At 43.2% G+C, this 24,725-nt stretch carries 23 protein-coding genes and 1 pseudogene; 15 read left to right on the top strand and 9 right to left on the bottom strand.

The window, feature by feature from the left end; translation table 11 throughout:
• Positions 1 to 27: 27 nt before the first annotated feature.
• The gene (locus tag ACRQ5D_RS16935) at positions 28 to 741 is read right to left on the bottom strand and encodes a PH domain-containing protein (protein ID WP_091163024.1); all 714 of its coding nucleotides are present in this window, start codon (positions 739 to 741) and stop codon (positions 28 to 30) included.
• A 122-nt stretch (positions 742 to 863) separates the two neighbouring features.
• Positions 864 to 1,850 carry an acyl transferase gene (locus ACRQ5D_RS16940; protein WP_091163025.1) on the bottom strand — a complete coding sequence of 329 codons (987 nt, stop codon included), beginning with the start codon at positions 1,848 to 1,850 and terminating at the stop codon, positions 864 to 866.
• A 225-nt stretch (positions 1,851 to 2,075) separates the two neighbouring features.
• On the opposite strand from ACRQ5D_RS16940, the gene ACRQ5D_RS16945 reads away from it, so the two are divergent.
• Both ACRQ5D_RS16945 and ACRQ5D_RS16950 read left to right on the top strand, forming a co-directional pair.
• Complete coding sequence (locus ACRQ5D_RS16945) at positions 2,076 to 2,555, top strand: DUF1203 domain-containing protein (RefSeq protein WP_091163026.1); 480 nt, start codon at positions 2,076 to 2,078, stop codon at positions 2,553 to 2,555.
• 169 nt (positions 2,556 to 2,724) lie between these two features.
• A complete protein-coding gene (locus tag ACRQ5D_RS16950; RefSeq protein ID WP_432329639.1) occupies positions 2,725 to 3,327 on the top strand; it encodes a lipid-binding SYLF domain-containing protein in 603 nt (200 codons plus the stop codon).
• A gap of 53 nt (positions 3,328 to 3,380) precedes the next feature.
• Here ACRQ5D_RS16950 and ACRQ5D_RS16955 read toward each other — a convergent pair whose 3' ends face one another.
• The gene (locus ACRQ5D_RS16955; protein ID WP_167516217.1) at positions 3,381 to 3,521 is read right to left on the bottom strand and encodes a hypothetical protein; all 141 of its coding nucleotides are present in this window, start codon (positions 3,519 to 3,521) and stop codon (positions 3,381 to 3,383) included.
• A gap of 16 nt (positions 3,522 to 3,537) precedes the next feature.
• Between ACRQ5D_RS16955 and ACRQ5D_RS16960 the strand changes: the two genes are divergently transcribed.
• Positions 3,538 to 3,741 (top strand): hypothetical protein, encoded by a 204-nt coding sequence (locus ACRQ5D_RS16960; RefSeq protein WP_091163028.1) that lies wholly within the window; start codon positions 3,538 to 3,540, stop codon positions 3,739 to 3,741.
• On the opposite strand, the gene ACRQ5D_RS16965 is transcribed toward ACRQ5D_RS16960, so the two are convergent.
• The 4 genes from ACRQ5D_RS16965 to ACRQ5D_RS16980 all read right to left on the bottom strand — a co-directional run bounded on the left by ACRQ5D_RS16965 (position 3,727) and on the right by ACRQ5D_RS16980 (position 7,291).
• Positions 3,727 to 4,269, bottom strand: a complete 543-nt coding sequence (locus tag ACRQ5D_RS16965; protein ID WP_432329641.1) for a penicillin acylase family protein — start codon at positions 4,267 to 4,269, stop codon at positions 3,727 to 3,729. The genes ACRQ5D_RS16960 and ACRQ5D_RS16965 overlap by 15 nt on opposite strands.
• The gene (locus ACRQ5D_RS16970) at positions 4,218 to 6,161 is read right to left on the bottom strand and encodes a penicillin acylase family protein (protein WP_432329642.1); all 1,944 of its coding nucleotides are present in this window, start codon (positions 6,159 to 6,161) and stop codon (positions 4,218 to 4,220) included. Before ACRQ5D_RS16970 ends, ACRQ5D_RS16965 begins: the two co-directional genes overlap by 52 nt.
• A gap of 33 nt (positions 6,162 to 6,194) precedes the next feature.
• Positions 6,195 to 6,773, bottom strand: a complete 579-nt coding sequence (locus ACRQ5D_RS16975; protein WP_091163029.1) for a thermonuclease family protein — start codon at positions 6,771 to 6,773, stop codon at positions 6,195 to 6,197.
• Between the two features lie 167 nt (positions 6,774 to 6,940).
• Positions 6,941 to 7,291, bottom strand: a complete 351-nt coding sequence (locus ACRQ5D_RS16980) for a VOC family protein (RefSeq protein WP_432329644.1) — start codon at positions 7,289 to 7,291, stop codon at positions 6,941 to 6,943.
• Between the two features lie 250 nt (positions 7,292 to 7,541).
• Here ACRQ5D_RS16980 and ACRQ5D_RS16985 point away from each other — a divergent pair, with 250 nt between their 5' ends.
• The 3 genes from ACRQ5D_RS16985 to ACRQ5D_RS16995 all read left to right on the top strand — a co-directional run bounded on the left by ACRQ5D_RS16985 (position 7,542) and on the right by ACRQ5D_RS16995 (position 9,782).
• A complete protein-coding gene (locus tag ACRQ5D_RS16985; RefSeq protein ID WP_091163031.1) occupies positions 7,542 to 7,802 on the top strand; it encodes a (2Fe-2S) ferredoxin domain-containing protein in 261 nt (86 codons plus the stop codon).
• Positions 7,803 to 7,906: 104 nt separating this feature from the next.
• Positions 7,907 to 8,851, top strand: coding sequence for a helix-turn-helix domain-containing protein (locus tag ACRQ5D_RS16990; protein ID WP_091163032.1), 945 nt, complete (start codon positions 7,907 to 7,909; stop codon positions 8,849 to 8,851).
• Between the two features lie 85 nt (positions 8,852 to 8,936).
• The gene (locus ACRQ5D_RS16995; protein ID WP_091163491.1) at positions 8,937 to 9,782 is read left to right on the top strand and encodes an SDR family NAD(P)-dependent oxidoreductase; all 846 of its coding nucleotides are present in this window, start codon (positions 8,937 to 8,939) and stop codon (positions 9,780 to 9,782) included.
• Between the two features lie 235 nt (positions 9,783 to 10,017).
• Here ACRQ5D_RS16995 and ACRQ5D_RS17000 read toward each other — a convergent pair whose 3' ends face one another.
• Both ACRQ5D_RS17000 and ACRQ5D_RS17005 read right to left on the bottom strand, forming a co-directional pair.
• Positions 10,018 to 10,548 carry a ferritin gene (locus tag ACRQ5D_RS17000; RefSeq protein ID WP_091163033.1) on the bottom strand — a complete coding sequence of 177 codons (531 nt, stop codon included), beginning with the start codon at positions 10,546 to 10,548 and terminating at the stop codon, positions 10,018 to 10,020.
• 129 nt (positions 10,549 to 10,677) lie between these two features.
• Positions 10,678 to 11,037: a hypothetical protein gene (locus tag ACRQ5D_RS17005; RefSeq protein ID WP_091163034.1), complete on the bottom strand. Its 360-nt coding sequence runs from the start codon at positions 11,035 to 11,037 to the stop codon at positions 10,678 to 10,680.
• A 258-nt stretch (positions 11,038 to 11,295) separates the two neighbouring features.
• Here ACRQ5D_RS17005 and ACRQ5D_RS17010 point away from each other — a divergent pair, with 258 nt between their 5' ends.
• The 9 genes and pseudogenes from ACRQ5D_RS17010 (at position 11,296) to ACRQ5D_RS17050 (ending at position 24,416) form a co-directional block, all read left to right on the top strand.
• Positions 11,296 to 13,158: a glycoside hydrolase family 13 protein gene (locus ACRQ5D_RS17010; RefSeq protein ID WP_091163494.1), complete on the top strand. Its 1,863-nt coding sequence runs from the start codon at positions 11,296 to 11,298 to the stop codon at positions 13,156 to 13,158.
• Positions 13,159 to 13,201: 43 nt separating this feature from the next.
• The gene (pgmB, locus tag ACRQ5D_RS17015) at positions 13,202 to 13,852 is read left to right on the top strand and encodes a beta-phosphoglucomutase (protein ID WP_091163035.1); all 651 of its coding nucleotides are present in this window, start codon (positions 13,202 to 13,204) and stop codon (positions 13,850 to 13,852) included.
• 112 nt (positions 13,853 to 13,964) lie between these two features.
• Positions 13,965 to 15,970, top strand: a pseudogene (locus ACRQ5D_RS17020) (family 65 glycosyl hydrolase domain-containing protein); the annotation flags it as partial.
• A gap of 84 nt (positions 15,971 to 16,054) precedes the next feature.
• Positions 16,055 to 16,273, top strand: coding sequence for a glycosyl hydrolase family 65 protein (locus ACRQ5D_RS17025; RefSeq protein WP_431200808.1), 219 nt, complete (start codon positions 16,055 to 16,057; stop codon positions 16,271 to 16,273).
• Positions 16,273 to 18,087 carry an alpha-amylase family glycosyl hydrolase gene (locus ACRQ5D_RS17030; protein ID WP_431200050.1) on the top strand — a complete coding sequence of 605 codons (1,815 nt, stop codon included), beginning with the start codon at positions 16,273 to 16,275 and terminating at the stop codon, positions 18,085 to 18,087. Before ACRQ5D_RS17025 ends, ACRQ5D_RS17030 begins: the two co-directional genes overlap by 1 nt.
• Before the next feature lie 212 nt (positions 18,088 to 18,299).
• On the top strand, positions 18,300 to 19,313 hold the full coding sequence (locus tag ACRQ5D_RS17035) for an MFS transporter (protein WP_432329647.1): 1,014 nt from the start codon (positions 18,300 to 18,302) through the stop codon (positions 19,311 to 19,313).
• A gap of 2 nt (positions 19,314 to 19,315) precedes the next feature.
• Positions 19,316 to 19,669 carry a hypothetical protein gene (locus ACRQ5D_RS17040; protein ID WP_431200052.1) on the top strand — a complete coding sequence of 118 codons (354 nt, stop codon included), beginning with the start codon at positions 19,316 to 19,318 and terminating at the stop codon, positions 19,667 to 19,669.
• Positions 19,670 to 19,779: 110 nt separating this feature from the next.
• On the top strand, positions 19,780 to 22,254 hold the full coding sequence (locus ACRQ5D_RS17045; RefSeq protein WP_091163038.1) for a TIM-barrel domain-containing protein: 2,475 nt from the start codon (positions 19,780 to 19,782) through the stop codon (positions 22,252 to 22,254).
• Positions 22,255 to 23,018: 764 nt separating this feature from the next.
• Positions 23,019 to 24,416, top strand: a complete 1,398-nt coding sequence (locus ACRQ5D_RS17050) for an MAC/perforin domain-containing protein (protein ID WP_091163039.1) — start codon at positions 23,019 to 23,021, stop codon at positions 24,414 to 24,416.
• Positions 24,417 to 24,725: the final 309 nt, after the last annotated feature.

The raw sequence follows: 24,725 nt of genomic DNA on the forward strand, positions 1-24,725 counted from the left end.
TATAAGGGTACCATGTCCCCTAAAAGACTATAAGTCACTCAAGAGGTCAAGTTTTTTGGCGTTATATTCTTCCTGCGAAATAAGGCCATTATCAAACAGGGTTTTTAGTTTTTTTAGTTTTTCGGTAAGCTCATCAGGCTTTGGTGATGCAGGCGGAGGTGTTTCCTGTACAACAGGAGCAGGGACAGCAACTAGTGCAGGCGGCGTTGCAGGTGCGGCAGGTGCTGTGTACCCATTTTGTTGAGAAAAGGGTTGCGGAGATGCCGGTGCTACAAAAGCGCGGGCAGGCGAATTTTCCAGCTGGATAGCACCTGATTCGGCACGTTTTTGTTCCAGGTCGCGCTGACGGCGGGCTTCACGCTCAACTTCCTTACGTTCCTGGGCATACTGGTATAATTTACGGCCCTGAACTTTAGGCAGGTAATCAACAGCCATTTCGGCGCCACCGGTGGTTTTTACGCTGAAAATGGAGCCGATAATTTCTTCCTTGGTATATACGTCAACGATATCTTTCCAAACAAAATCAACAAACTTGATAGATAGCCCCAGGTTGGCCGGGGTAAAAAACAATACACGTTTGTTGGTAATAGCTATACAATCAGGAAAAAGGTTTACCAGCGGCTTTTTCTGAACGGCAATGTAGATAACCTCTTCGCCTGAAGAAAGCAGATCCACAAGGCGTGAATAAACCTTTTCAACTGTTTTAGGGTCCTGTTCCTCGTTTAAAAATTTCTCAATCATATTTTTAGCATTTATGATGCGCGCAAAAATAACAATTATACCTGTTAAAGAGTCAAGAATCAAATGTTAAGAATCAAGTTTTCCTGAAACGTTATTCCTGACGTCTTGATTCTCAAATGGTATTAAGCAATCAACAAATTACATCCGCGGATGTCTGACTGGTCAAACCGGCCCAATACTTCAAAAGAGCCATCAGGGTAAATCCTGCCCAAATCCTGCGTAGCAATAAACGCGCAGGAATTGATATTGGCCAGGTCAATAACGCTGATGCCGCCTGTTTTACCAGTTTGTAACGTACTGAGCGGATCGTTAGTATCCCGGATGATGATCTTCATCCATGGCGGGCAATTGAAAATGCCGTCGCCTTTGGAGTAAGCTTGTGACAGCAGCTCCGTCATTCCATATTCCGAGTGGATCTGCTTTACACCAAAGCCTTTGCCTAAAATGGCGTGCAGCTCCTCGCGAATCATTTCCTTACGGCGGCCTTTCATCCCGCCGGTTTCCATTACAACAAGCTCGGGAAAGTTGACCTGGTGGTTTTCAATAAAATCGAGAAGGCCGAAAGTTACGCCAATTAAAAGCGTAGGTTTCGCGGCATCCTGCTGTTTTTTAAGTTGATGAAACAGCTCGTCATGATTGTACAAAAAGAAACCGCTATCCGGATGATTTGATTGTTTAATGAGATCATCAACCATGTAAATGAGGGATGAACCTTCGCGCTCCAGGTAGGACGGGAGCAGAGCCAGTACAGTAAAATCCCTGATATCACCATAAAAAATATTGAAGGCACGCCGAAAGCTTTCCTCATACCAGGTTTTATCGGTAACCCGGTGACTGCTGGTGATCATCCCAGTAGTACCTGAACTCGTAAAGGTTACCTCAACGGGCGCATCGGTACTTAATATAGTATGTGACTTAAAAAACTCAATAGGTAAAAATGGGATCTGGCTGTAAGATGTAATTGATGATGGATCAATTTTCAATCCTTCAATAAACTGGCTGTAAACCGGGTTATGCTGTGCCTGGTAGTTGAAAACCTGCAAGGCAGCGTCGTTAAATTGCTCTTCGGTGCTGATAGAAAATATTTCCTGTTTACCTGGTTTGTCCATTGAGGGCAAAGATAAGGAAATGTGCAGATGTGCGGATTTCAGATGTGCAGATTATCTGAACCGGGATTAACCCGATTTTTGGGATCAACGGATTTGCTTTCAAACTATTTATTGGCATCCGGGTAATCCTTAAATCCTATAAATCCCGGTTCAGAAACTCCGCAAGTTTCGGGTTGAAACGCTTTGTTTATCGCGCGAACTTTGATCTATCTAAAAACAATAATCATGAACACATTTAAAATTGTACCGCTATCAAAATCATTCGCCAAAAAAATAAGGACAACCATGACCGACGATTTTGGAGGCGAAGTGGTTGAACAACTGGCTACCGGGCTTGGGCCATGCCGGGTTTCACTTAAACCCTTTGACCGTAATGTTGATAAACGCCTGTTGCTAAAGCACTCGCCTTTTGAAATCGAAAATGCCTATAACCAGCCGGGACCTATTTTTATTCACGCTGAAGATGTGGAGGAGTACAGCGATATTTATCGTTTCCCGCCGGAGATTAAGGCTAATAAAAAGAGTTTCCCGTTGTCGCTCATAGGTTACAGCAAAGCGCAGCAAATGGTTTTAACCCGGCTTGTTGGTGATGCCGATGTTGATGAACTGATCAGCGAAATATTTGCCGAAAATGACAATGTTGAATATTTGCATGCCAGAAATGCCCAGGCATGTTGTTTTATATGCAAAATTGAGCGTGTTTGACGTTCCTATTACATAAAATTAAAAAACAAGTACGTGTTTTGGGGGTTAGTTAAATATTGAATATATAATTAATAATATTAATCATCTATCCCCATGAAAACATTAAAATTCTTGAGACTCCCGGTTTTGTTAGGTCTCTTTTTTGTAATGATATCGGCAAAACCGGCCGATGACAGCAAGCAGACAGAACGCATCCATAATCTCGTCAAATGTGTTGAAAGAGTTTGCCAAGATGAAGGAAAGCATCCCGCATCAGCTATTGGAAGAATACGAAGGCATTGTTATCATTCCCAAACTCATCAATGCCGGATTTGGCATTGGCGGTAAACGTGGTAAAGGCGTAGCCATGGTGAAACTGGATAATGGCAAATGGAGTGATCCGGTATTTGTTACCTTAACAGGCGGTAGCTTTGGCTTACAAATCGGCGTACAATCCGTTGATCTGGTGCTGGTGTTCCGCCATAAAGGTGTATTAACCAAAGTCAAGAATGGCGATTTTACTATCGGTGGCGATATTTCTGCAGCAGCCGGCCCTGTTGGCCGCAGTTCGACTGCAAGTACCGATTATAAGCTGCAGGCCGAGGTTTACTCATACTCACGCAGCCGTGGTTTGTTTGCCGGGATAACCATCAATGGCTCAAACCTGGGCATCGATAAGGATTCAAACGCTGCTTATTATGGAGCCAAAGCCACCTCGCAGGATATTTTTGCGCAGGCAAGCAGCAATACCGAGGCGGTTAAAACATTAAAAGAAACATTGGCCGCGTTTTAAAAACAATGCGCTGATAAACAAAAATACCCGGCTAAATTCCGGGTATTTTTGTTTTAATGCTTTTGAAATGCCCGTTTAAGCAGTAGTCCGGACAGTGCCGACATCCCACCCACTAAGCCTCCTAAAATGCCCGTTACAGCTAATATATAACCCCAGCCAGGCAGATGAAATAAGTGGGCTATCCTTGTAGCCATGATATGATCATTGGGTATGCTTTTAAAGAGAGCCAGTACTATCCATACCATCAAAACCGCTATAAAGGCTTGCCAAAAAGAACTTTTTGCTGTTGTGCCAATAAAAAGGGCCGTTAAAAATGATATGACTGCGACTATCCACCAGGGTAAAAAATATCCGCTGGCAAATGAAAGTATAAGTATGATGAAGAACAACATGGTGTTATTATTTACCGGTTAATGTATAAGTTGATTTAATGCGTGGTGACTGTTCACTTACCGATTGCATGAAGAGCAGTTCTTTTAACTTTCCCTCGTTCCAGGTTTTGAACATATCATTATAGAAAAAACTGCCGGGATTACCTGATTCGCCGCCGGGAAAAATACCGTAACCTTTTACTTTGGGACCCATTTGCACCACCATACGCCATGATGGGCCATGCCCGTCATGAAGGGCATTAACTGTTGATGCTGTGCCACCCGATTCAAAATTACCCGAACCAAAAGCCGGTTGACGTGAAAGGCTCGCTATCTCCATTCTTTTAAATTTACCCCATTGCCAGTTTGCTCCGGGTTTACCACATCTGTCGGTAATTTCCTTTACCGCAGCTGCAAAAGCTTTATTAACGATATCTGCTGCGGTTTCCTTTGCTGGTGTGCGGATGTCATCAAACCATTTGGAAGTTGGCTCATTAAGCAGTAGCTTTTCTGTGCGATCTACAGAAGGGAAATTGTTTTGCAGGGTTTTATCTGCAAAATCATCCCCCACACAGCATTGTACAATTGCGACCACCAATTGGTAAACACAGTAGCACCTATTGAATTCGGTGCGAAATTTTTGTCCCACATATTGATTTGATCATAAGCGCTAAGTTGTGTAGCATTAAGTTTAGTTGGGTCGATATATTTAAGCATGGTTGGTAAAATGTTCTGTGCCCGGATACTGTATACATCTGTTTGGAGTTTACGCATACTATCAACGGTGGCATTAGTCATAACGGCAAGTCTGTCATTAATGCGTTTACCGCGTTCATAGGGCGCAAATGACCAATTGATATAATAAGGATAAGAAGGATCTGTTGATGATTGATTGGCCGAGCTTACAAACCCACGAGCCGGATTTTTAATGGTGGGGTCCTGCCCAAATGGTACCCAGCCATGCCAGTCGTCAGCCGGGTCGGTTCCATCTAAAATAAATTTCCCCTGGTCTTTGTATTTAAGCGGGTATTTACCGTTTGGGGTTATGGCGATATCGTCTTTACTGGCAAAAACAAAATTTGAAGCAGGGGCGCTGAAAAAGGTAAGCGCCTTGCGGTAATCGTCATAGTTTTTGCCTGTATTAAGCAGGTACATAGCCATCAGTTCATTGGATTGTTCGTGTGCTATCCACCTTAAAGAGTGTCCAACCGGAACAAAATCAGGGCCATCGGCTTTTTGAGCATTGTTTTGATACACAACCGGGCCATGGTGCGTATAAACTACTGTATCATAAACCGGTTTTTGACCAAGTACTTCAATTTTTTCAACACGGCGGGTAGTTTTATTCCATTTGTTGTTGTACCAGTATTCCTCCATTTTGGTATCCCTGAATTTTTCCTGGTACCAGTCCAATACGTCGGCATCAACATTGGTAATACCCCAGCTAATGTTATTGTTAAAACCTAAAATAACACAGGGCGCACCTGGTAGTGATACACCATAAACATTCATACCCGGCGCCGAAAGCTGTACCTGGTACCAGATAGAAGGTAGTGTGAGGTTAAGATGCGGGTCATTAGCTAAAATAGGATACCCGCTTGCTGTTTTACTGCCCGCTACCGCCCAGTTATTGCTGCCGATACCTTCAACACGGGGTTTAGTATTTGTACTATCTGCCATGCCGGCTAAAAAATTAGCGGATGGTTTGGGAATGGGCAATGTTTTAAAATAATCCCATTTTGTGCCTGTAGGTATGATAGGATCTTCGTGCATAGGATAATCGGGAAAAAGATCATTTGTAGAGGCCGGGCCAAATTTGCGCAGAATATTGGTCATTGCAAATTCGTTTGAGCCGCCGGCCAATGTTTCCGACATCAGCTTAAGCAAAAAGGCGCAGTTGATAGGTTTCCAGTCTTCGGGGGCATAGTTAAGCAGTTTAAACTCTATGGGGTAACTCCTCGGGCTTAGCTGATGGATATAACTGTTGATGCCATCGGTATACGCCAGGATCATGTTGCGCTCTACTGGATCGGCCATCATTGCCTTTATTGTTTTTTCGGCGCCGTAAATCATTCCCATGCGGCGGTGATAGCGATCAATATCCAGCACTTTGGGGCCAATAACTTCAGCCAGCCTGCCTGCTGCCTGCCGGGTTTGGATATCCATTTGCCAAAGGCGGTCGGTTGCGGTCATGTATCCCTGGGCAAAGTACAGGTCGTGCTCGTTCTGTGCGAAAATGTGCGGGATATGATTCTCATCAAATTTAATGGTAACCTTATCCTGTAAGCCATTCAGTTTCAGGTTGAGTGCTGGCAAAATGTGCTTGCTTTCGGCATTTTGCCAAAAGCCATCGGCCGGGCTCAGGAATTTTCCTAATGGTGGAACGAGGCTTATTTTAGTTTGCAGTGCCCAAATGAGCAGTAATGTGAAAAAGATAGATATGAATGCTTTGGTAAATTTCATTGCTTGGATGATGATGCCCCTAAAGTTAACCATTTAGGCTGCATATTCAAGTCTTGGCTTACGCTTGCGGTAATGTTTTTTAGGTTTGGGAGTTTGAAGTGAGTCTGTCTTAGGTTGTTTCTTTTCCCGGCGAAAATCCCAGGGTGGGGTAGGGTTGGCATCCTGCCATAAACCAAGTTTATCTTCGCGGGCCTGTTGTTCCAGAGCAGCCAGTTCGGTGTTTTTGGAATAGGCTTTATACTGCCAGGCGTAGCCGTTTTTTACCAGCGCATAATTTACATTAGTGCCATCGATAAGTACCACCTGCGCAACAGTACGGCCATAGCGATCATGCTCGTTGCCAATTAATTTTACCTCTTTACCAAAACACAGATCGGAAGTGAATTTTTTAGCTGCTTGCCCGAACGCCTGCGATTTTTCAGGGCAGTCAATTTCGGCAAGCCTTACGGCAATCTGCTGGTTATCGCCGGTAAGCAAACCCAAAGTATCACCATCTTTTATCTTCACAACTTTATAAACACTGGCATCTGGTTGTTTGGTATTATTGGGATTACAACCGGCAATTATAATTAATGCAAGGACGAGGAGGGCAGAGTACTTTTTAAATATCATATATTAATGTGCGGATTTTGGATGAATTTATAGATGTGCTGATTTCAAATGCGCAAATATGCAGATGAATTTATTGATGTGCAGATTTCAGATGTGCAGATAGATTTGATGAGCTTATCTAACAGATAATCTGCGCATTCAAAATTTGCATATTTGCGCATCTGAAATTATTTCGCATGCAGGCTCAACGCATTTCCGTCGGGATCCTCAACCGTGGCAAAGCGGCCCCATGGGGTTGTGTCAACATTGCCTACTTCAAGGCCTTTGGCTTTAAGGTCTGCTATATCTTTATCCAGGTCGTCGGTTTTAATTACAAGGCCGCGTACACTACCCGCCGGCATTTCCGCGAACCAGTTTACGAGGGTGATGGAAACAGGCGAGCCCGGAAATGCCATCTGGATCCAGGTTTGTTTTTCAAAGTTAGCTTCAACTAATATTTCAAAACCAATTTTTAGGTAGAACGCTTTGGCTGCCTGCTGGTCGGTTACGGGGATGGAGATAATTTCAATTGCTTTCATATATTTAGCTTTGTTTGATGCTAACGGGTTGGCTTAGCCCTGCATTGATTTTCAAATTTATCTTTTAAAATACACAATTGAAACAAATTAACATCGGCACCATGTCGATGTATGTGTATCGAATCCGACGGGGGCACTGTAATAAAGTCCTTTCAATCTTGTAAATCCAATTAAATCCCGGTTCAGCTAAAATTGGAACATTAAAGCATTAACTTTGCTGATTATTAACATAGTCTTAATAATTGCCATTATGAGCAAATTTACCATACCTGATAAAGTGTTGTACGTATGCGTAGGCAGCAAATGCGGAAAACGAGGTGGTAAGGACATGTACAAGATCGCAAAATCGTACATTAAACATCATCACGGGCCCGAAGAGTTGGAGGTAATTGAAACCGAATGTACCGACAGGTGTAAATATGCCCCTGTGTGCAGTATCCAGCCCGGCAACACCTGGTTGAAAGAATATCACCCTAAAGAGGTGTTGAAGTTGATGGATCTGATTGAGTGACGTCTTCCAATGGTGCCGTATCATAAGCCCCGGCTTTGCAGGGTCTGGACAGCGCTATTAAAATTCACTAACTTTGCGCCGAATCAAATTACATTACCGGGCCCATGCAAAATTCAACGATTCCCCGTATGCCATTGGAAACGTTCGCAACGGACAACTACCAGCAGCCATTACTCAATGTAGAGCATTACCCGGTTGATTCGCAATACTTTGTCATTCAAAACCGGGACACTTACCCGATTAAGGATTATATATCGCCGCACCGTCGTAAATTTTACAAGATCTTCCATATGACCCGGGGCACCGGAGTTTTGACCATCGGCCTTCACCGCTACGAAATGGGGCGGAATGAGATCGCTTTTCTCCACCCCGACGAGATCATGTCCTGGCAAACCACTTCAGCAGAGACTGGCGGACATTTCTGCCTGATTCATCCCAACTACTTCGGGCTCGAAGCTGACCATGTGCTTCAGTTGTTCCGGCAGTTCCCGAACTTTGAGACTGATAAGGCGGTGATCCAACTGACCGACGAACAGTCGGCCACGATCAACGGTTATTTCGAAACCATGCATCGGGAAGACCGCGGTAACAGCGACGATAAAAAGCAGGCAATTTTATTACAGTTGCAGATGCTGTTGCTCGAAAGCCGGCGCGCTGGCAAGAACCTGATGCGCACGAAGGCTTCGGAAGGTTATAGCTATATCTACCGTTTCTTATCCTTACTGGAATCATCCTTTCAGATACAGGAACGCGACTCTTACGTTAAGCTTAAAACGGCGGCTGAATTTGCAGACCAACTGCATGTGCACCCCAATTATCTGAATTCCCTTGTTCGCAATCAGACAGGAAAAACCCTGCGGGAACATATACAGGATCGTCTGATCCATGAGGCCAAATCCTTACTCGTGCAAACCGACTGGGGTATCAATGAGATCAGCGACGGGCTGGGCTTCTCCGGCCAGGCTGCCTTTACCTCCTTATTCAAGAAAAAGGCCCTTGTTTCCCCTTCAGAATTCCGCAGAAATGCGGCTGTTTCCACTCATATTTGAAACTCACAAATATTCCTGTGATTCGAATAAGTCCCTTCAGGGCCTCCCTGCGCAATTTTGTACCATACAATTAATGATCAAGAAAATGAAAACACAGAAAGTATGGTTCGTTACAGGAGCCTCAAAAGGATTAGGTTTAAGTTTAGTAAAACGGTTGTTAACTGAAGGCTACAAGGTAGCGGCTACTTCAAGGGATGCAGAAGCCTTACGTACCGAGGTGGGCTACAGGGGCGGTGATTTTCTTCCGCTGCAGGTGAACCTGACCGACAATACCAGCGTAGCTGAAGCAATTACCGCGATAGTTGCCAAATTTGGCACGATCGACGTAGTTGTGAATAACGCCGGTTACGGGCAGCTCGGCACATTGGAGGAACTAACCGACGACGAAGCCCGCAAAAACTTCGACGTTAACGTATTCGGTTCGCTGAATGTAATTCGTAACGTAATGCCGATATTCCGCGCCAGGAAATCAGGTGCGTTCTTTAATATCTCTTCAATAGCCGGTTTCCTGGGCACTTTCCCCGGATGGGGTATATACAACGCCACCAAATTTGCGGTTGCCGGCTTTACCGAAGCGCTTTCGGCTGAAGCAAAATCACTGGGTGTAACTGCCACCATCGTTTATCCCGGCTATTTCAAGACCAATTTTCTGCTGCAAGGCTCATTGCGCACCGCAGCAAAGCCGATCAATGACTATAAAGAAGCCCGCGACCTGGAAGTGATCCACAACGAACAAGTCATCGGCAACCAGCCCGGTGACCCTGAAAATGCGGCTTTAGCCTTCATCGAGGTGGCTGAAATGCAAGAGCGTCCGCTGCACTTATTCCTGGGTTCAGATTCATTCGGGATGGCGCAAAGCAAGATCGAAGCCGTTCAGAAAGACCTGGCTGCTTTCGAGAGTATCAGCAAGTCGACCGATTTCAGAAAATAAGCTTTTTCTGACTTCCTTTTATAAAAAGCCGGCCAGTAATGGCCGGTTTTTTGGTGTTTGCAGGGTAATGCCGAAGGTATCATATGAAAAGGAAAGAGCCACCAAAACAAAAAAGACCGCATCATTTGATTTACGATACAGCCTCCTTAAAATAAGATGTTAAAACAAATGCCTTTCGTTTATCGAAAGGCATTTCGTGTGGAAACCTATCCCTCTGGGGAGGGCAGGGTGGGGCTTAAGCCTCACTATCATATTTTATCTGACCAACGTGCTTGTCAATCTGCCATCTGCCGGTACCCTCTTCGCCGATAACTTCGAATAGTTCGAGGGCGCGGCGGGCTTTATATTCTTCTTCGCGTTGTTCTTTCAGGAACCAGTTTAGGAACTCCATAGTAACAAAATCCTGTTCTTTCATACAACGCGCATATATGTTTTTGATAGCGTTGGTAACGCTGATTTCCTGGTCGAGGGCGTCTTCAAACACTTCGCGGAATGAATTATATTCCTGTTTAATGCCGGTTACCTCAGGTGATACAGCATTGCCACCCATATCAAGGATATATTTATAAAATTTTAGCTGGTGTTGACGTTCTTCTTCGGCTTGTTTGAAAAAATATTCTGACGAAAAATCATAACCGTTGCGATTGCACCATGATGCCATGGCCAAATATGCTGACGAAGAAAATGCTTCTTTTTTAACTTGCTGATTTAAAATCGCTTCGATATCTGATGATAACAGGCTTTTTATGCGGAGTAGGTCTTTCATGGTCTTGATAAATTAATGTTATATGTCTTATCGCAGGATATTATGTACAATAATAATGCTGTAAAGGCATATTAGTTTAATTTAAAGACAATATGAAATTAATCTAAATTGTGTTGATAATTAGTCTAATTACAGTGAGTTGCTGTAAAGGCGGTCATGGATAATGTGGTTGAGTTCCAGCATTACAAAAGTACCTTCTAAAAGATCTTTCAGGCTGATGATCTGAGCCAGTGAAAGTACATAACAATGATCGCAGGCGCAGATGAAAATAATCTCCACGTCGGGATCAGTAGTGGCGTTCAGCAGTTTTTGCTCAATGTCGATAGAATAAACCGCTTTGCGTAATTTTAAGAAATTGCGATGATCAAACCGGGCAACCTTACCGGCGAAATCGACATACCAGCAACGCTCTGTATCACATTGGTAAACGGCACCAGTCTTGGTGCTGAAAACGTCGGTCCATAAAGTTAGTTCGGTGGTCGCAATCATATAACGGATACAAATATTGGTATTATTTGTAATCAATCCAAATAAAGATAGAAAATTATTTTTCACGCGAATGATTAGCGTGCGGCTCAAAATTTATTCGAATTACACCAATCGGGTAGTAAAAACCAATTCGCGTAATTCGAAACAAATTAGTGTGAATTATTTTTTTCATACAAGCAATTAATTTTATTATAAATTTGGAACATGGTTACGGGCTTAATCCGAAATCGAACCAATTATCCTTTTATCATTTTTTATATGAGAAAAACCTTACTATCCGCCTTATGCTGCTTGCTGGCTGCTTTGGGTGTAAAGGCACAAACGCCTGCACTTGAGCGTGTTGAGCCCATGTCCTGGTGGGTTGGCATGAGCAATCCCAACCTCCAACTGGTTGTGCATGGCAACAATATTGCCGCCCGTAATGTAGTGCTTACTTACCCCGGTGTAAAGCTTAAAGCAGTTCATAAAGTTGAAAATCCGAATTATTTATTCATTGACCTGAACATTTTTTCATCGGCTATTCCGGGAACGTTCCCGATAAAATTTAAGAAAGCAGGCGAAAAAGACCTTACGTATAGTTATACACTTAACAAACGCGACAGATCTGCAGGCAGGGCGCAGGGCGTTACCAGTAAAGATCTGATCTATCTCATTATGCCTGACAGGTTTAGCAATGGCGATGTTGCCAACGACTCATTTGATAACCTACGTGAGCGAGGCATCCACCGCGATTCGATGTTCAGCCGCCATGGGGGGGACCTTCAGGGGATCATGAACCATTTGGATTACCTGAAAAATTTAGGAGTAACTGCAATCTGGCTTACACCCGAAATCGAGAATGACGAGCCAAGCGCTTCGTATCACGGGTATGCCGTTACCGATTATTATAAGATAGATCCAAGGTACGGCACTAATAACCTTTACAAAAAATTTGTGGAAAAATGCCACAGCATGGGGCTTAAGGTTATTAAAGACCTTGTACATAACCACGCCGGTACCGAAGGTTACCTTATACAGGATATGCCAATGAAAAGCTGGGTACACCAATGGCCAGCGTACACCAAATCAAACTTCAGGGATGCGGCTGTGATGGATCCGCACGCCTCGCCAATGGACCGCAAACTGATGCAGGACGGCTGGTTTGACCACCGCATGGCCGATTTAAACCAAAATAATGTTTACGTACAAAACTACCTTACCCAAAACCACATCTGGTGGGTGGAGTATGCGGGTATCGACGGTTTCAGGCTGGATACTTATCCTTATAATGAACCTGTTTATATGGCCAAATGGGCGAAAGATGTAAAAGCCGAGTTTCCTAAGCTTTCCATATTTGGCGAAACGCTGGTATGGTCTGCCGCTAACCAGGCATTTTTTACGCAGGGCAATACGGTTAACCGGGGTTTTGATACCCAGCTACCGGGCGTAACCGATGCTGTTTTAAAAGATGCCATTTATGAAGCTATTAATGGTAACGATGGCTGGACAGACGGCGTTGGTCGCTTGTATTCGGTAGTAGCTCAGGACTTTCTATACCAGGATGCTACCCGCAATACCATATTTATGGATAACCATGATATGAGCCGTTTATTATCAATGGTAGGGGAGGATATTACCAAATACAAATCGGCTATGGCTATGCTGCTGACCATGAGGGGCGTACCGCAAATGTATTATGGCGATGAGATTCTGATGAAAAACTACTCGAACCCTGATGGTTTGGTACGCGAGGACTTCCCGGGCGGCTGGGTCGGCGATAAGGAAAATAAATTTACTGCCGAAGGCCGCAGTAAAAAAGAAAATGACGCTTTTAATTATGTGAGTAAGCTGGCTAATTACCGCAAAAGCACTACTGCTCTGCAAACAGGTAAAATGATGCAGTTTGTGCCCGAAAAAGGTATTTATGTTTATTTTAGGTATGATGCCCAAAAAACGGTAATGATCATGTTCAACAGCAGCGATAAGGAACAGGAAACTACTACAGCACGGTATTTTGAGCGTATTGGCGATGCCAAAACAGCAAGGAATATACTAACGGATGAAATGATTGGACTGGATAAAGTCACTATACCGGGCAAAACAACTTTAGTGTTAGAATTAATACCCGGTGTTACCCATTAAAATAATATCTTAGGGAACTAATTCCCTGTGTTTTACCAAAAAAATGAATACAATAAAAGCCTGTATTTTTGACCTCGACGGTGTAATAGTCGATACCGCCGTTTACCATTATAAAGCCTGGAAAAGGCTGGCCAATTCGCTTGGCTTTGATTTTACCGAACATCAGAACGAACAGCTGAAGGGCGTAAGCCGTGTACGTTCGCTGCAATTGATCCTGGGCTGGGGCGGCGTTACCAAAACAGAGGCCGAGCAGGAGCAACTGGCTACCCTGAAAAATACCTGGTATATGGAAATGGTAAACCAAATGAAACCCGAAGAGATCCTGCCTGGGGCCAAAGAGTTTTTAACAACCTGCCGTGCGGTAGGTCTTAAAACCGCGCTGGGTTCCGCCAGTAAAAACTCAATGACCATATTGGAGAAAATTGGTATCACCGATATGTTTGATGCGGTGATTGATGGTAACAAAGTGAGTAAAGCCAAACCAGATCCCGAAGTATTTTTGGCGGGTGCACAGGCCCTGGGCGTTTTACCTGAAGAATGCGTGGTTTTTGAAGATGCCATTGCGGGCGTTGAGGCCGCCGTTGCCGGTGATATGAAAGTGGTAGGCATCGGCTCATCCGATGTACTTAAAGGCGCCAACCTGGTTATTAAAGGTTTGGACGAAATGACTTTAGATAAATTGTATAAACTATAGCTCCGGCCAACCCTCCCCTAAAGGGAGAGGGCTTTAAAACGGGCGTTATTAATTAAACTATTAACTATTAAATTCAAGTCTCACCCTTTAGGGAGAGATTTAGAGGGGGCAAATGAAAAACTATATAAAAGCTGATGAGTGGAAGATAATTGAAGAAGGCTTCGATCCTCATTACAATAAAATTTCTGAAAGTATCTTCAGCTTAGGTAATGGCCGCATGGGCCAGCGCGCCAATTTTGAAGAAGCTTACAGCGGTGATACCCTGCTGGGCAACTACGTAGCCGGGGTTTACTATCCCGATAAAACCCGTGTAGGCTGGTGGAAGAATGGTTATCCCGAATATTTTGCTAAAGTGCTTAACGCCGCCAACTGGATTGGTATTGATGTGGTAATTGACGGCGAGCAACTTGACCTTGCTAAATGCGAAGTATTCAGTTTCCGCCGGGAACTAAATATGAAAGAAGGTTACCTGAAGCGCGATTTTCGCGCTAAAACAGCATCGGGTAAAGAAGTAAAAGTGGAGGCTATTCGCTTTTGCAGCATGGCCGATGATGAAACAGGTGCTATTAAATATACCCTTACGCCGTTAAATTTTAGTGGGGCCATCACCTTAACGCCTTCAATTGATGGAGATGTGGTGAACAAAGATTCCAACTATGATGAAAAGTTTTGGGACGAAGTAAGCAAGGCAACACAAACCGACGGCGGTTACATCGTAATGCGCACCAAAAAAACAGGCTTTGAGGTTGCTACAGGTATGAAGTTTAGTATCCTTCAAAATGCTGAAGTTATTGAATTAGCTACCGAAGCCATCAAAAAGGAAAAATATGTAGCTTCTAAAATTGATCTGCAGGCAAAGCAGGGCGAAAGCATCAGCGTGATTAAATATGCCGCTAACCTGTCATCACAAAACTATAAACCCGAAGAGCTGGTTGATCAGTTAAACGCTACTTTAACCCGTATCAGTGCTAAAGGTTTTGATACCATGCTGGCCGAACAAGCTGCCGCCTGGGCCGAAAAATGGAAACATAATGATATCATTATTGATGGCGATGTATCTGCACAACAGGCTATCCGCTTTAATATATATCAACTTAACCAAACCTATACTGGTGAGGATGATCGCTTGAACATCGGCCCCAAAGGCTTTACCGGCGAAAAATACGGGGGCTCAACCTATTGGGATACCGAAGCTTATTGCGTGCCTTTTTACCTTTCTACAGCTCCGCAAAAAGTTACCCGCAATTTGCTGCTTTACCGCTACAAGCAATTAGGCAAAGCTATCGAGAATGCCCAGCTATTAGGTTTTAAAGATGGCGCCGCATTGTACCCTATGGTTACTATGGATGGCACCGAATGCCACAACGAGTGGGAAATCACTTTTGAAGAGATCCATCGTAATGGGGCTGTCGCTTTTGCCATTTACAACTATGTGCGTTATACCGGTGACGAAGCTTATTTAGGCGATTACGGTTTTGAGGTATTGTTAGGTATAGCCAGGTTCTGGTCGCAAAGGGTTAACTGGTCGGATGATAAGCAGCAGTACGTAATGCTGGGTGTAACCGGGCCAAACGAGTATGAGAACAACGTAAACAATAACTGGTATACCAGCACTATTGCAACCTGGTGTATGCAATATACTGTTGATGTTGCTGATAAAATAAAGGTGGCTGATCCGGAAAAATATGCAGCGTTGGTAAGCAAGCTGAACCTGAATGAGGAGACCGAATTTGGCCGTTTCAACGATATCATCCAAAAGATGTATTACCCATACGACGAGAAACGCCAGGTGTTTTTACAACAGGACGGCTACCTGGATAAAGAGCAGATCCTGGTAAAAGATCTGCCCGCGTCAGAGCGTCCTATCAATCAAAAATGGAGCTGGGACAGGATCTTGCGTTCATGCTACATTAAACAGGCTGACGTACTGCAGGGAATTTACTTTTTGAAGATCAGTACAATATAGATACTATTCGTCGCAACTTTGATTTTTACGAGCCGCGTACTGTACATGAATCATCATTATCACCATGCGTGCACGCTATTTTGGCTGCCAAACTCGGCGATGAAGCCCGTGCTTATGAGTTTTACCTGCGCACGGCTCGCTTAGATCTGGATGATTACAACAACGATACTGATGATGGCTGTCATATCACCTCAATGGCTGGCACCTGGATGGCTGTTGTTGAAGGTTTTGGCGGGATGCGTGTAAGGGATGGCAAGCTGGTATTTCAGCCGTTCATTCCCAAAAAATGGTCGTCATTTTCGTTCCATATAGGTTTCCGCGGTGCCTTGCTGAATATTAAAGTGAGCAAAGAAGGTGTGCAGATCAAAAACGCTTCGGATGTGGAAACAACAGTGCTGGTTTATGGTAAAGAGCAACTGGTGAAAGCCAATGATGAACTACTGGTTGAAGCGTAATGAAAGGCAATAAGATTTTTACCTGTTTTATTGCTGCAACAATGTTGCCCGTTATTACGTTGGCACAGGTAAAACCACATCATACAAAAAAACGCATGGAACAAACTACCAACCATAAGCTCATCATATACCAGTTATTGCCCCGCCTGTTTGGCAATACCAACACACTTAATAAAACCAATGGATCTATTGAGGAAAACGGTGTAGGCAAGCTGAACGATATCAACGATAAGGCCCTGCAGGAGATAAAGAAAATGGGCTTTACCTATGTTTGGTACACGGGCGTAATTGAGCACGCTACCATGACTGATTATTCGCAATATGGTATTAAAGCAGATGATCCGGATATAGTGAAGGGCAGGGCCGGTTCTCCTTATGCAATTAAAGATTATTACGATATCGATCCCGACCTGGCAGTTGATGTTAAAAACCGTATCGGCGAGTACGAAGCGCTTATCAAACGCAGCCACAACAATGGTTTAAAAGTATTGATGGATTTGGTTCCAAACCACGTAGCCCGTACCTATGGTTCGGACGTTAAACCGGCCGGGGTACGTGATTTTGGCGAGGATGATGATAAGAGCAAGGCTTTTAGTCCAACTAACGATTTTTACTATATGCCTGGCCAGCCTTTTGTTGTTCCGTCGGGCTATAATCCCGGAGGTGATGAATTCAAAAGTCTGATGAAGGATGGTCATTTTGATGAAAACCCAGCCAAAGCAACCGGTAACGATGTTTTCAGCGCTGCACCATCAATTAATGATTGGTTCGAGACTATGAAGCTAAACTACGGGGTCGACTATATGGATCATCGCCGTGGTCATTTTGATCCGATTCCGCCGCTTTGGAACAAGGTTTATGATATTCTGCATTACTGGAGCGAAAAAGGTGTGGATGGTTTCCGTTGCGACATGGTTGAGATGGTGCCGATTGAGTTTTGGGGTTGGGTAATCCCTAAGCTTAAAGCTGGGCATCCTGGGATTATTTTCGTTGGCGAAGCTTACGACAAAGGCAAATACAGCGATTATATTAATAAAGGCAAGTTTGATTATCTGTACGATAAGGTAGGCCTGTATGATGCTATCAAACGCCTTACCCGCGATGAGCACAATTCATCAACCTGGGAAATCAACGCTGTTTGGAACCACGATAGCAAAGGCATTGACGAGCACATGCTCCGGTTTATGGAAAACCACGATGAGCAGCGCATCGCTTCAAATGATTTCGCAGGTAACCCATGGTTAGCCGTACCTGGCATGATCGTAACAGCCACTTTAAATACCGGCCCTGTAATGGTTTACTTTGGGCAGGAAGTAGGGGAGCCGGCTATCGGTAATGAAGGGTTTAGTGGTAACGATGGCCGCACTTCCATATTTGATTACTGGGGTGTTCCGCAGCATCAAAAATGGGTTAATAACCATAAGTACGATGGCGCGAAATTATCGGCAGATCAACAAAAGCTTCGTGGCTTTTACCACAACCTGCTTACTGCAGTGCACAATAGTGAAGCTCTTAAATCGGGCGCTTTCTATGAGCTGATGATAGCTAATGAACATCAGCCAGGCTTTGATACCCGTTTGTATATCTACGCCCGCTATACCAACAATCAACGTATATTAGTAATAACCAATTTTAACCGGAGTGAGCGTAAACTAACCGTAAAGCTTCCGGAAGACCTGTTAACAAAATTAAACCAAAGCGGCCATAAACAATTCACCGACCTGCTGAGCGGCGATAAATTCAATACCGATGATATACGTAGTGGTGTTGAAGTAAGCCTGCCCGCCATGGGCGGATTGTTGCTGGAGTTTTGATCAGAATTTACTGAATTTTAAAATTGACAGAATGCTTATCATGTTGTGAAAATACCATGGTGTTCCGTGCAGAGGCCTATCTCCCTGAGCTTGTCGACGGGTCGCGTGCAGAGGCCCTGCCCACCATGCTTCGACAGGCCCAGCATGACACCCTGATATTCTGAAAATCCTAAAATTCTGAGAATTCTGATTCTGACATTATAAAACCAATTATGAGTAAACCAACCATCGCGCAAAAGCCACGGTTAAGCTTTTGGCAGATCTTTAACATGAGCTTCGGCTTTTTAGGCATCCAGTTTGGTTTTGCCTTACAAACGGGTAACGCCAGCCGCATCCTCCAAACCTTTGGTGCCGATGTGGAGCATCTGTCGTGGTTTTGGCTGGCCGCGCCAATAACAGGCATGGTTGTTCAACCTATCATAGGTCATTACAGCGACAGGACCTGGAACCGTCTTGGTCGGCGCCGCCCTTACTTTTTAACAGGTGCTATTTTATCGGGTTTGGCATTGTTTTTTATGCCCAACTCATCTATGTTGGCAGCGCTGATCCCGCCGATAGTAGTAGGCGCTGGCATGCTCATGATTATGGATGCTTCATTCAACGTAGCTATGGAACCTTTCAGAGCTTTGGTGGCTGATAACCTGCCCGATAGCCAGCATACAACCGGTTTTTCCATGCAAACCTGTTTGATAGGTGTAGGCGCTGTAATTGGTTCATGGCTACCTTATGTTTTTGCCGAATGGTTTGGAATAGCCAAAACAGCCGATCAGGGCATTGTGCCTAATAATGTGCTATATTCATTTTACATTGGTGCCGCGGTTTTAATAGGCGCTATTTTGTGGACTGTAGTCCGCACTAAAGAATATCCCCCGAAGTTTATGCAACCTTTCATGAAAAGGACGAGAACGGTATCTGGGCATAAGGGCGGTTTGTTGGAGATCTTCTCCGACCTCGTCAACATGCCTAAAACCATGAAGCAGCTGGGATTGGTACAGTTCTTTTCCTGGTTTGCACTTTTCTCTATGTGGGTATTTACAACCCCGGCAGTTGTTGATCATGTTTACCATATCCCGGCAGGGGATACTTCTTCGGCAGCCTATAATGATGCCGCCAACTGGGTAAATGTATTGTTTGGTGTATATAATTTAGTATCGGCAGTGTATGCTTTGTTATTGCCCCGCATAGTCAAAAAACTGAGCCGAAAAAAGCGCATGCGTTTTCATTAACTATGGGCGGTTTAGGGTTAATCTCCGTATTTTTTATTCCTGATCCACGTTTGCTGATCTTGTCAATGATTGGTGTCGGTTTGGCTTGGGGTAGTATCCTTGCTATGCCTTATGCTATTCTATCAAGCTCAATACCAGCCAAAAAGATAGGCGTGTACATGGGCATTTTTAATTTCTTTATTACTTTTCCGCAAATAGTTAATGGCATTATTGGTGGTCCGATAGTGAAGTATGCATACAGCGGGCATGCCATTTATGCTTTGGTAATGGCCGGTATTTTTATGTTCCTGGGCGCGATAGCTGTTCTTTTTGTTCAGGATGGTAAGAAAATTCAAATAATTGAAGCCGCAAATTGAATAAAAATTAAGGATTTGGCACGGTTAATGGTTTTTCGTTAATTCAATTATTGTATATTGCGTAGTAAGTACACTTTATACATCTTTGCAGAAGCCACTAATTTGTTTGAATGGAAAGTAATACCCCAAATCCGGAGTTGATAACCAGTAAGTTAATTGAAGCAGAAAACTTACTTGAAGAAGAAGAGGAATTTCACCATCTTAATAACCCTGCCGATGGTATTAAGCCGGTTGTAAAAAAGTATCTCGGTGTACCCAATCATGCTGATCAGGTGGGGAATAAGTTCTACTTTACTGATGGCGATGCTAAAGTTGAAGTAATAGTTGTTACCGACGAGATTATCCGTGTGAGGCTTGCGCCGCATAGCGTTTTTTTAGATGATTTTTCATACGGGGTACCTAAGCTGCCAACCAAGGCGGCAGGTTTTACTTTGCATGAAGATGATAATGAATTTCGGGTATCTACTTATAAAGTGAATTGCCATATCCGCAAAAAGGATTTCTTTATCTCTTTTTCAGATAGCAGCAACCATGTAACCAGCATCGATGCTGTGCCAATGCATTGGGAAGAGAACGTGCAGGCGGGCGGTTATTATGTGTTTTGCACCAAAACCTGCGCACCCGACGAAAGTTTCTTTGGCTTAGGCGATAAACCGACCGAATTTAACCTGCGCGGCAAAAGGCTAAAAAACTGGAACACTGATGCCTACTCGTTTCAGTGGAACCAGGACCCTTTGTACCGCAGTATCCCTTTTTATATCAGCGTAAACGAGGGTATAGCACACGGTATCTTTTTTGATAATACATTTAAAGCGCAATTTGACTTTGGCGCCGAAGACAGGACTAAAACAAGTTTTTGGGCTGATGGCGGCGAACTGCAATATTACTATATCCACGGGCCGCACATGATGGACGTGGTAAAAAGCTATCACACCTTAACCGGTACACACCCTATGCCACCGCTTTGGGCGCTGGGTTACCATCAATGCCGCTGGAGCTATTATCCTGAAGCTAAGGTTAGGAAGATAGCCAAAGGTTTCCGTGAAAACCAGATCCCATGCGATGGTATCTACCTGGATATCGATTATATGGATGGTTACCGCTGCTTTACCTGGAACCGTAAGTACTTCCCCGATCCTAAAAAAATGATCAGCGAGCTTGCTGCTGATGGCTTTAAAACCGTGGTAATTATTGATCCTGGGATTCGTGTGGATGACAACTACGAGGTGTTCAGGGAGGGTAAGGAGAAGCGATATTTCTGCCGTCGAAGCGATGATTACTTTATGGAGGGCCACGTATGGCCAGGCCGTTGCCAGTTTCCTGACTTTACCAATCCTGAAGTACGCGAATGGTGGGGCGGTTTGTTTGACGAACTGGTACAAATGGGCGTTGCCGGTGTTTGGAACGATATGAATGAGCCTGCTGTATTTGGTGCCGGTACCTTCCCTGATGATGTGCGTCACCAGTACGATGGTTACCGTGGATCACACCGCAAGGCGCATAATATTTATGGCATGCAGATGGTACGCTCAACCTACGAGGGTTTGCGCAAGATCATGAAAAACAAACGCCCTTTTACCATTACAAGGGCAGGTTATTCAGGCGTGCAACGCTTTTCATCGGTGTGGACCGGTGATAATGTGGCCTCATGGGAACACCTTAAGCTGGGTAATATCCAGTGTCAGCGTTTGTCGATATCGGGCATACCATTTTGCGGTACCGACATTGGCGGTTTTAGTGGTGAGCCCGATGGCGAACTGTTTACCCGCTGGATCCAGATGGGCACCTTTTCGCCGTTTATGCGTGCGCACTCGGCGGGTGATACCAAAGAGCGTGAACCGTGGAGTTTTGGCGAGCCATTCACGGCAATCAACCGTAAGTTTATCGAACTGCGTTACCGTTTGATCCCCTACCTGTACTCAACTTTTTGGGAGCACCACCGCTATGGCTTCCCTATTTTGAGGCCGATAGTGATGCACGAGCAGGACACACAGCTAAACCATTTCCGCCAGGATGAGTTTACTTATGGGGATAAAATTTTGGTTTGCCCGGTAATGGAGCCAGGGCAGATCAAACGCAATGTATATCTGCCTAAAGGAAAATGGTACAACTTCTGGACTTACGAGGTTGTTGACGGCGGCCAGGAAGTATCAGTAGATACCCCGCTTGAGACTATGCCAGTATTTATAAAAGCCGGTTCGGTGATACCTGAATATCCGGTGATGCAATACGTTGGCCACAAAGAGATTGAAGAAGTAAAGCTGAATATTTACTATACCGATTATGAGGTAAATTCATTCCTGTTTGAAGATTACGGCGAAACATTTGCGTACGAGCAGGATATTTACCTGGAGAAAAAGTTTGTGGTAAATGGCAGTAGCAAAAATTTAACCATTGATCAGAGCCTGGAAGGTTTGTATACCCCACGCTATGACGGCTATCATTTTAACCTGATAGGTTTGCCGTTTACGCCATCAAAAATAAAAGTAGATGGCAAAGAGGTAAAAGAATTTCAACTAAATGATGATAAAACGGTAGAGTTTAAATACAGTAAAAACTTTAAACATATTGAAATAAGCAAATAATATTTATATATAGCCAAACTACCTCTTCGTAACGCCAGTGCGAGGTATGAAGCAATCGCAAACCATACAGGTCTAACCTGTTAAGATAGATGGATTGCTTAGTACTAAAGCATTGACGTTTTTTATTTCAAACTTTATTGTTTATTTCCTCCGCGCACCATCGAAAGATAAGAAGTAAAAGCTAACTTTAAAGGGAGTTTGCATAAGCGTTATGTCAATAAAGCGCTTCGGACGTTATGATGATTTTTCTGTAAGTTGTTCATAAATTAAATAAGTTGTTTTTGAGCATTAGCTAGGTTTTTAATTTTTATTTTGGATCGAATTTTCGAGTCCTTGGATCTGTTCATCCTGCTGAACCTTGCTTTAGTCATACCATACCTGTTTTGGTGCAATTTTAAAATATCAGTTGTTTTTAGCTTACTGTAACAGCTAATTGCCGTCATGAAGATACTAACTTTACATGACACGGTTTTGCCAGTCCGAAAGGCTGGACCTTACTAATACCTTTAAGTTTTGTGATGCGTGTTCTGTTGTTAAGGATATATAATTAACTAATATATAGCCTGATATGATAAACAGAGGGTGCTAAATACCCTTTAATAACATATCGTTGTAGTGCTAATCTTTATTTTCTGTCATATAAATCTATAATCTAAATGTCTTGATTAAAAGTATATTACGATTTTTTATAGAAATAAGTCTATTATTTATTATTACTAAGTATTACCTTTGATAAAAATATTAAACTTATACCTTATTGTTTTATGAAAAAAAATCTATTCATTATCTCTTTGATGATGATGCTGTGGTCTTGCAGCAAAAATGCACAATTAGTTCCCGATCAAACAAAAACGTCTTCTGGAAAGTTGACGGCACATGCTGCTGGAGACCAGGCATGGGATGTTTTAGGTTTTGGCTATGATGTAACAGGTGAATATGGGAATTCGGTTTCCACAACATTTCCAGTTATTGACGTTGCGAAGCTTTATGCAGCAGATCCTATCAGGGTAGTTAAGAATGTAAGTACAAGTAGGAATTCGACATTTTCATATGGGGATAACGTACAGCATTACTCAAGCGACCTGTCTGCACATTTAAATGCAACTGTTGGCTTTTCTTTATTCAAAGCAAGTATCACTTCTGCTTATTCTGATGTATCCTCTTTTAATTCAAAGTATATTTATGGCAGCTATAATCTTTTATTACAACAGCGTGAGCTAAAGTTTAATGCGCCGACTGTTATACTCCAACAATACTTAACATCAAATTTTAAAACCGATATAGGTATTCTTACTCCAGAACAATTAGTTCGTCAATATGGTGCCTTCTTTTTGACGGATATTATGTTGGGGGCTAAACTACAGATAACCTACCGTTCGCAAACATCAAGTTCTGATAGAAAGACAGCCGCATCCGCAGGTTTAGATCAAAGTTTAGGCAGTTTGTTTTCAATCAATGCTGGCATTAACTCACAGCATTCACAAAGTAGCAGTAACTTTAATCAATATGTGCACTATGTAACTCATGGTGGAGACCCCACTGTTGGAATAACTCCAAATACTATCGTATTTGATCAAAATACCCCACCTATTGATTTTGGAGCCTGGCAAAGTACTACCAATGCGCAAAACGCAGTGCTTATTGATATCCCGAGTTCTGGTTTAATTGGTATTTACGATTTAATTGCCGATCCGGTAAAATCAAAAGCAGTTAAGGATTATATTAATAATGTATTCTTGCCAGGTAATCAAGTACAGGCTGTATTTGATAAAGCACCTCTTTACCGGTGCTTTAGTACTGCCAATCAAGATTACATGATTTTAACAAATCCAAGCGAAGTATCTAATTTACCAAGCTGGAAGATTGAAGGCGTTTTAGGGAATGTTTATACCGATAATACTAAGGGAGGTTTAGTGCCTGTTTTAAGATGGTATCAATACCAGGCAGGATATCACTTTTTTACTTGTAACGTGAATGAGATCCCTTCTCAGGCTAACCAAGAAGGTACGCAGGGATATATCAATCCTACTCAAGTACCGGGGTCAAAACCCTTGTATCGTTATCGCAATAGTAGAGGAGCACACTGTTATTCTGTAGATGTAAATGAACTTGGGCCTAAAAATGGATGGACATTGGACGGTATTATGGGATATCTTGAATAATACATAAAATATTTTTAAAGGCGTGGTCATTTGACCCGCCTTTTTGTATTTTATCCAAATGCATTTTCAATTTTATCCTTTCTGAAATTTACCCTAAGCCAACAAATACCAGATTGTTTTTAATAGTGAAAAATTATATGGCTTTCGAAATCGGTCATCACTTTTTGGTATTTTAAAGAATCCAGTCCGATAACTGATCCCAAAACAGATATGATATAGTTAACTGATTGCTCCGGTGGTGCTGATAGTGTCTCCATCTTCCCTCTAAAAATAAATCTCCAAAACCCTGCATAATATATTAATCCTGTT

The sequence above is a fragment of the Mucilaginibacter sp. P25 genome (assembly GCF_050859465.1).
Taxonomy (GTDB): Bacteria; Bacteroidota; Bacteroidia; order Sphingobacteriales; family Sphingobacteriaceae; genus Mucilaginibacter; species Mucilaginibacter gossypii.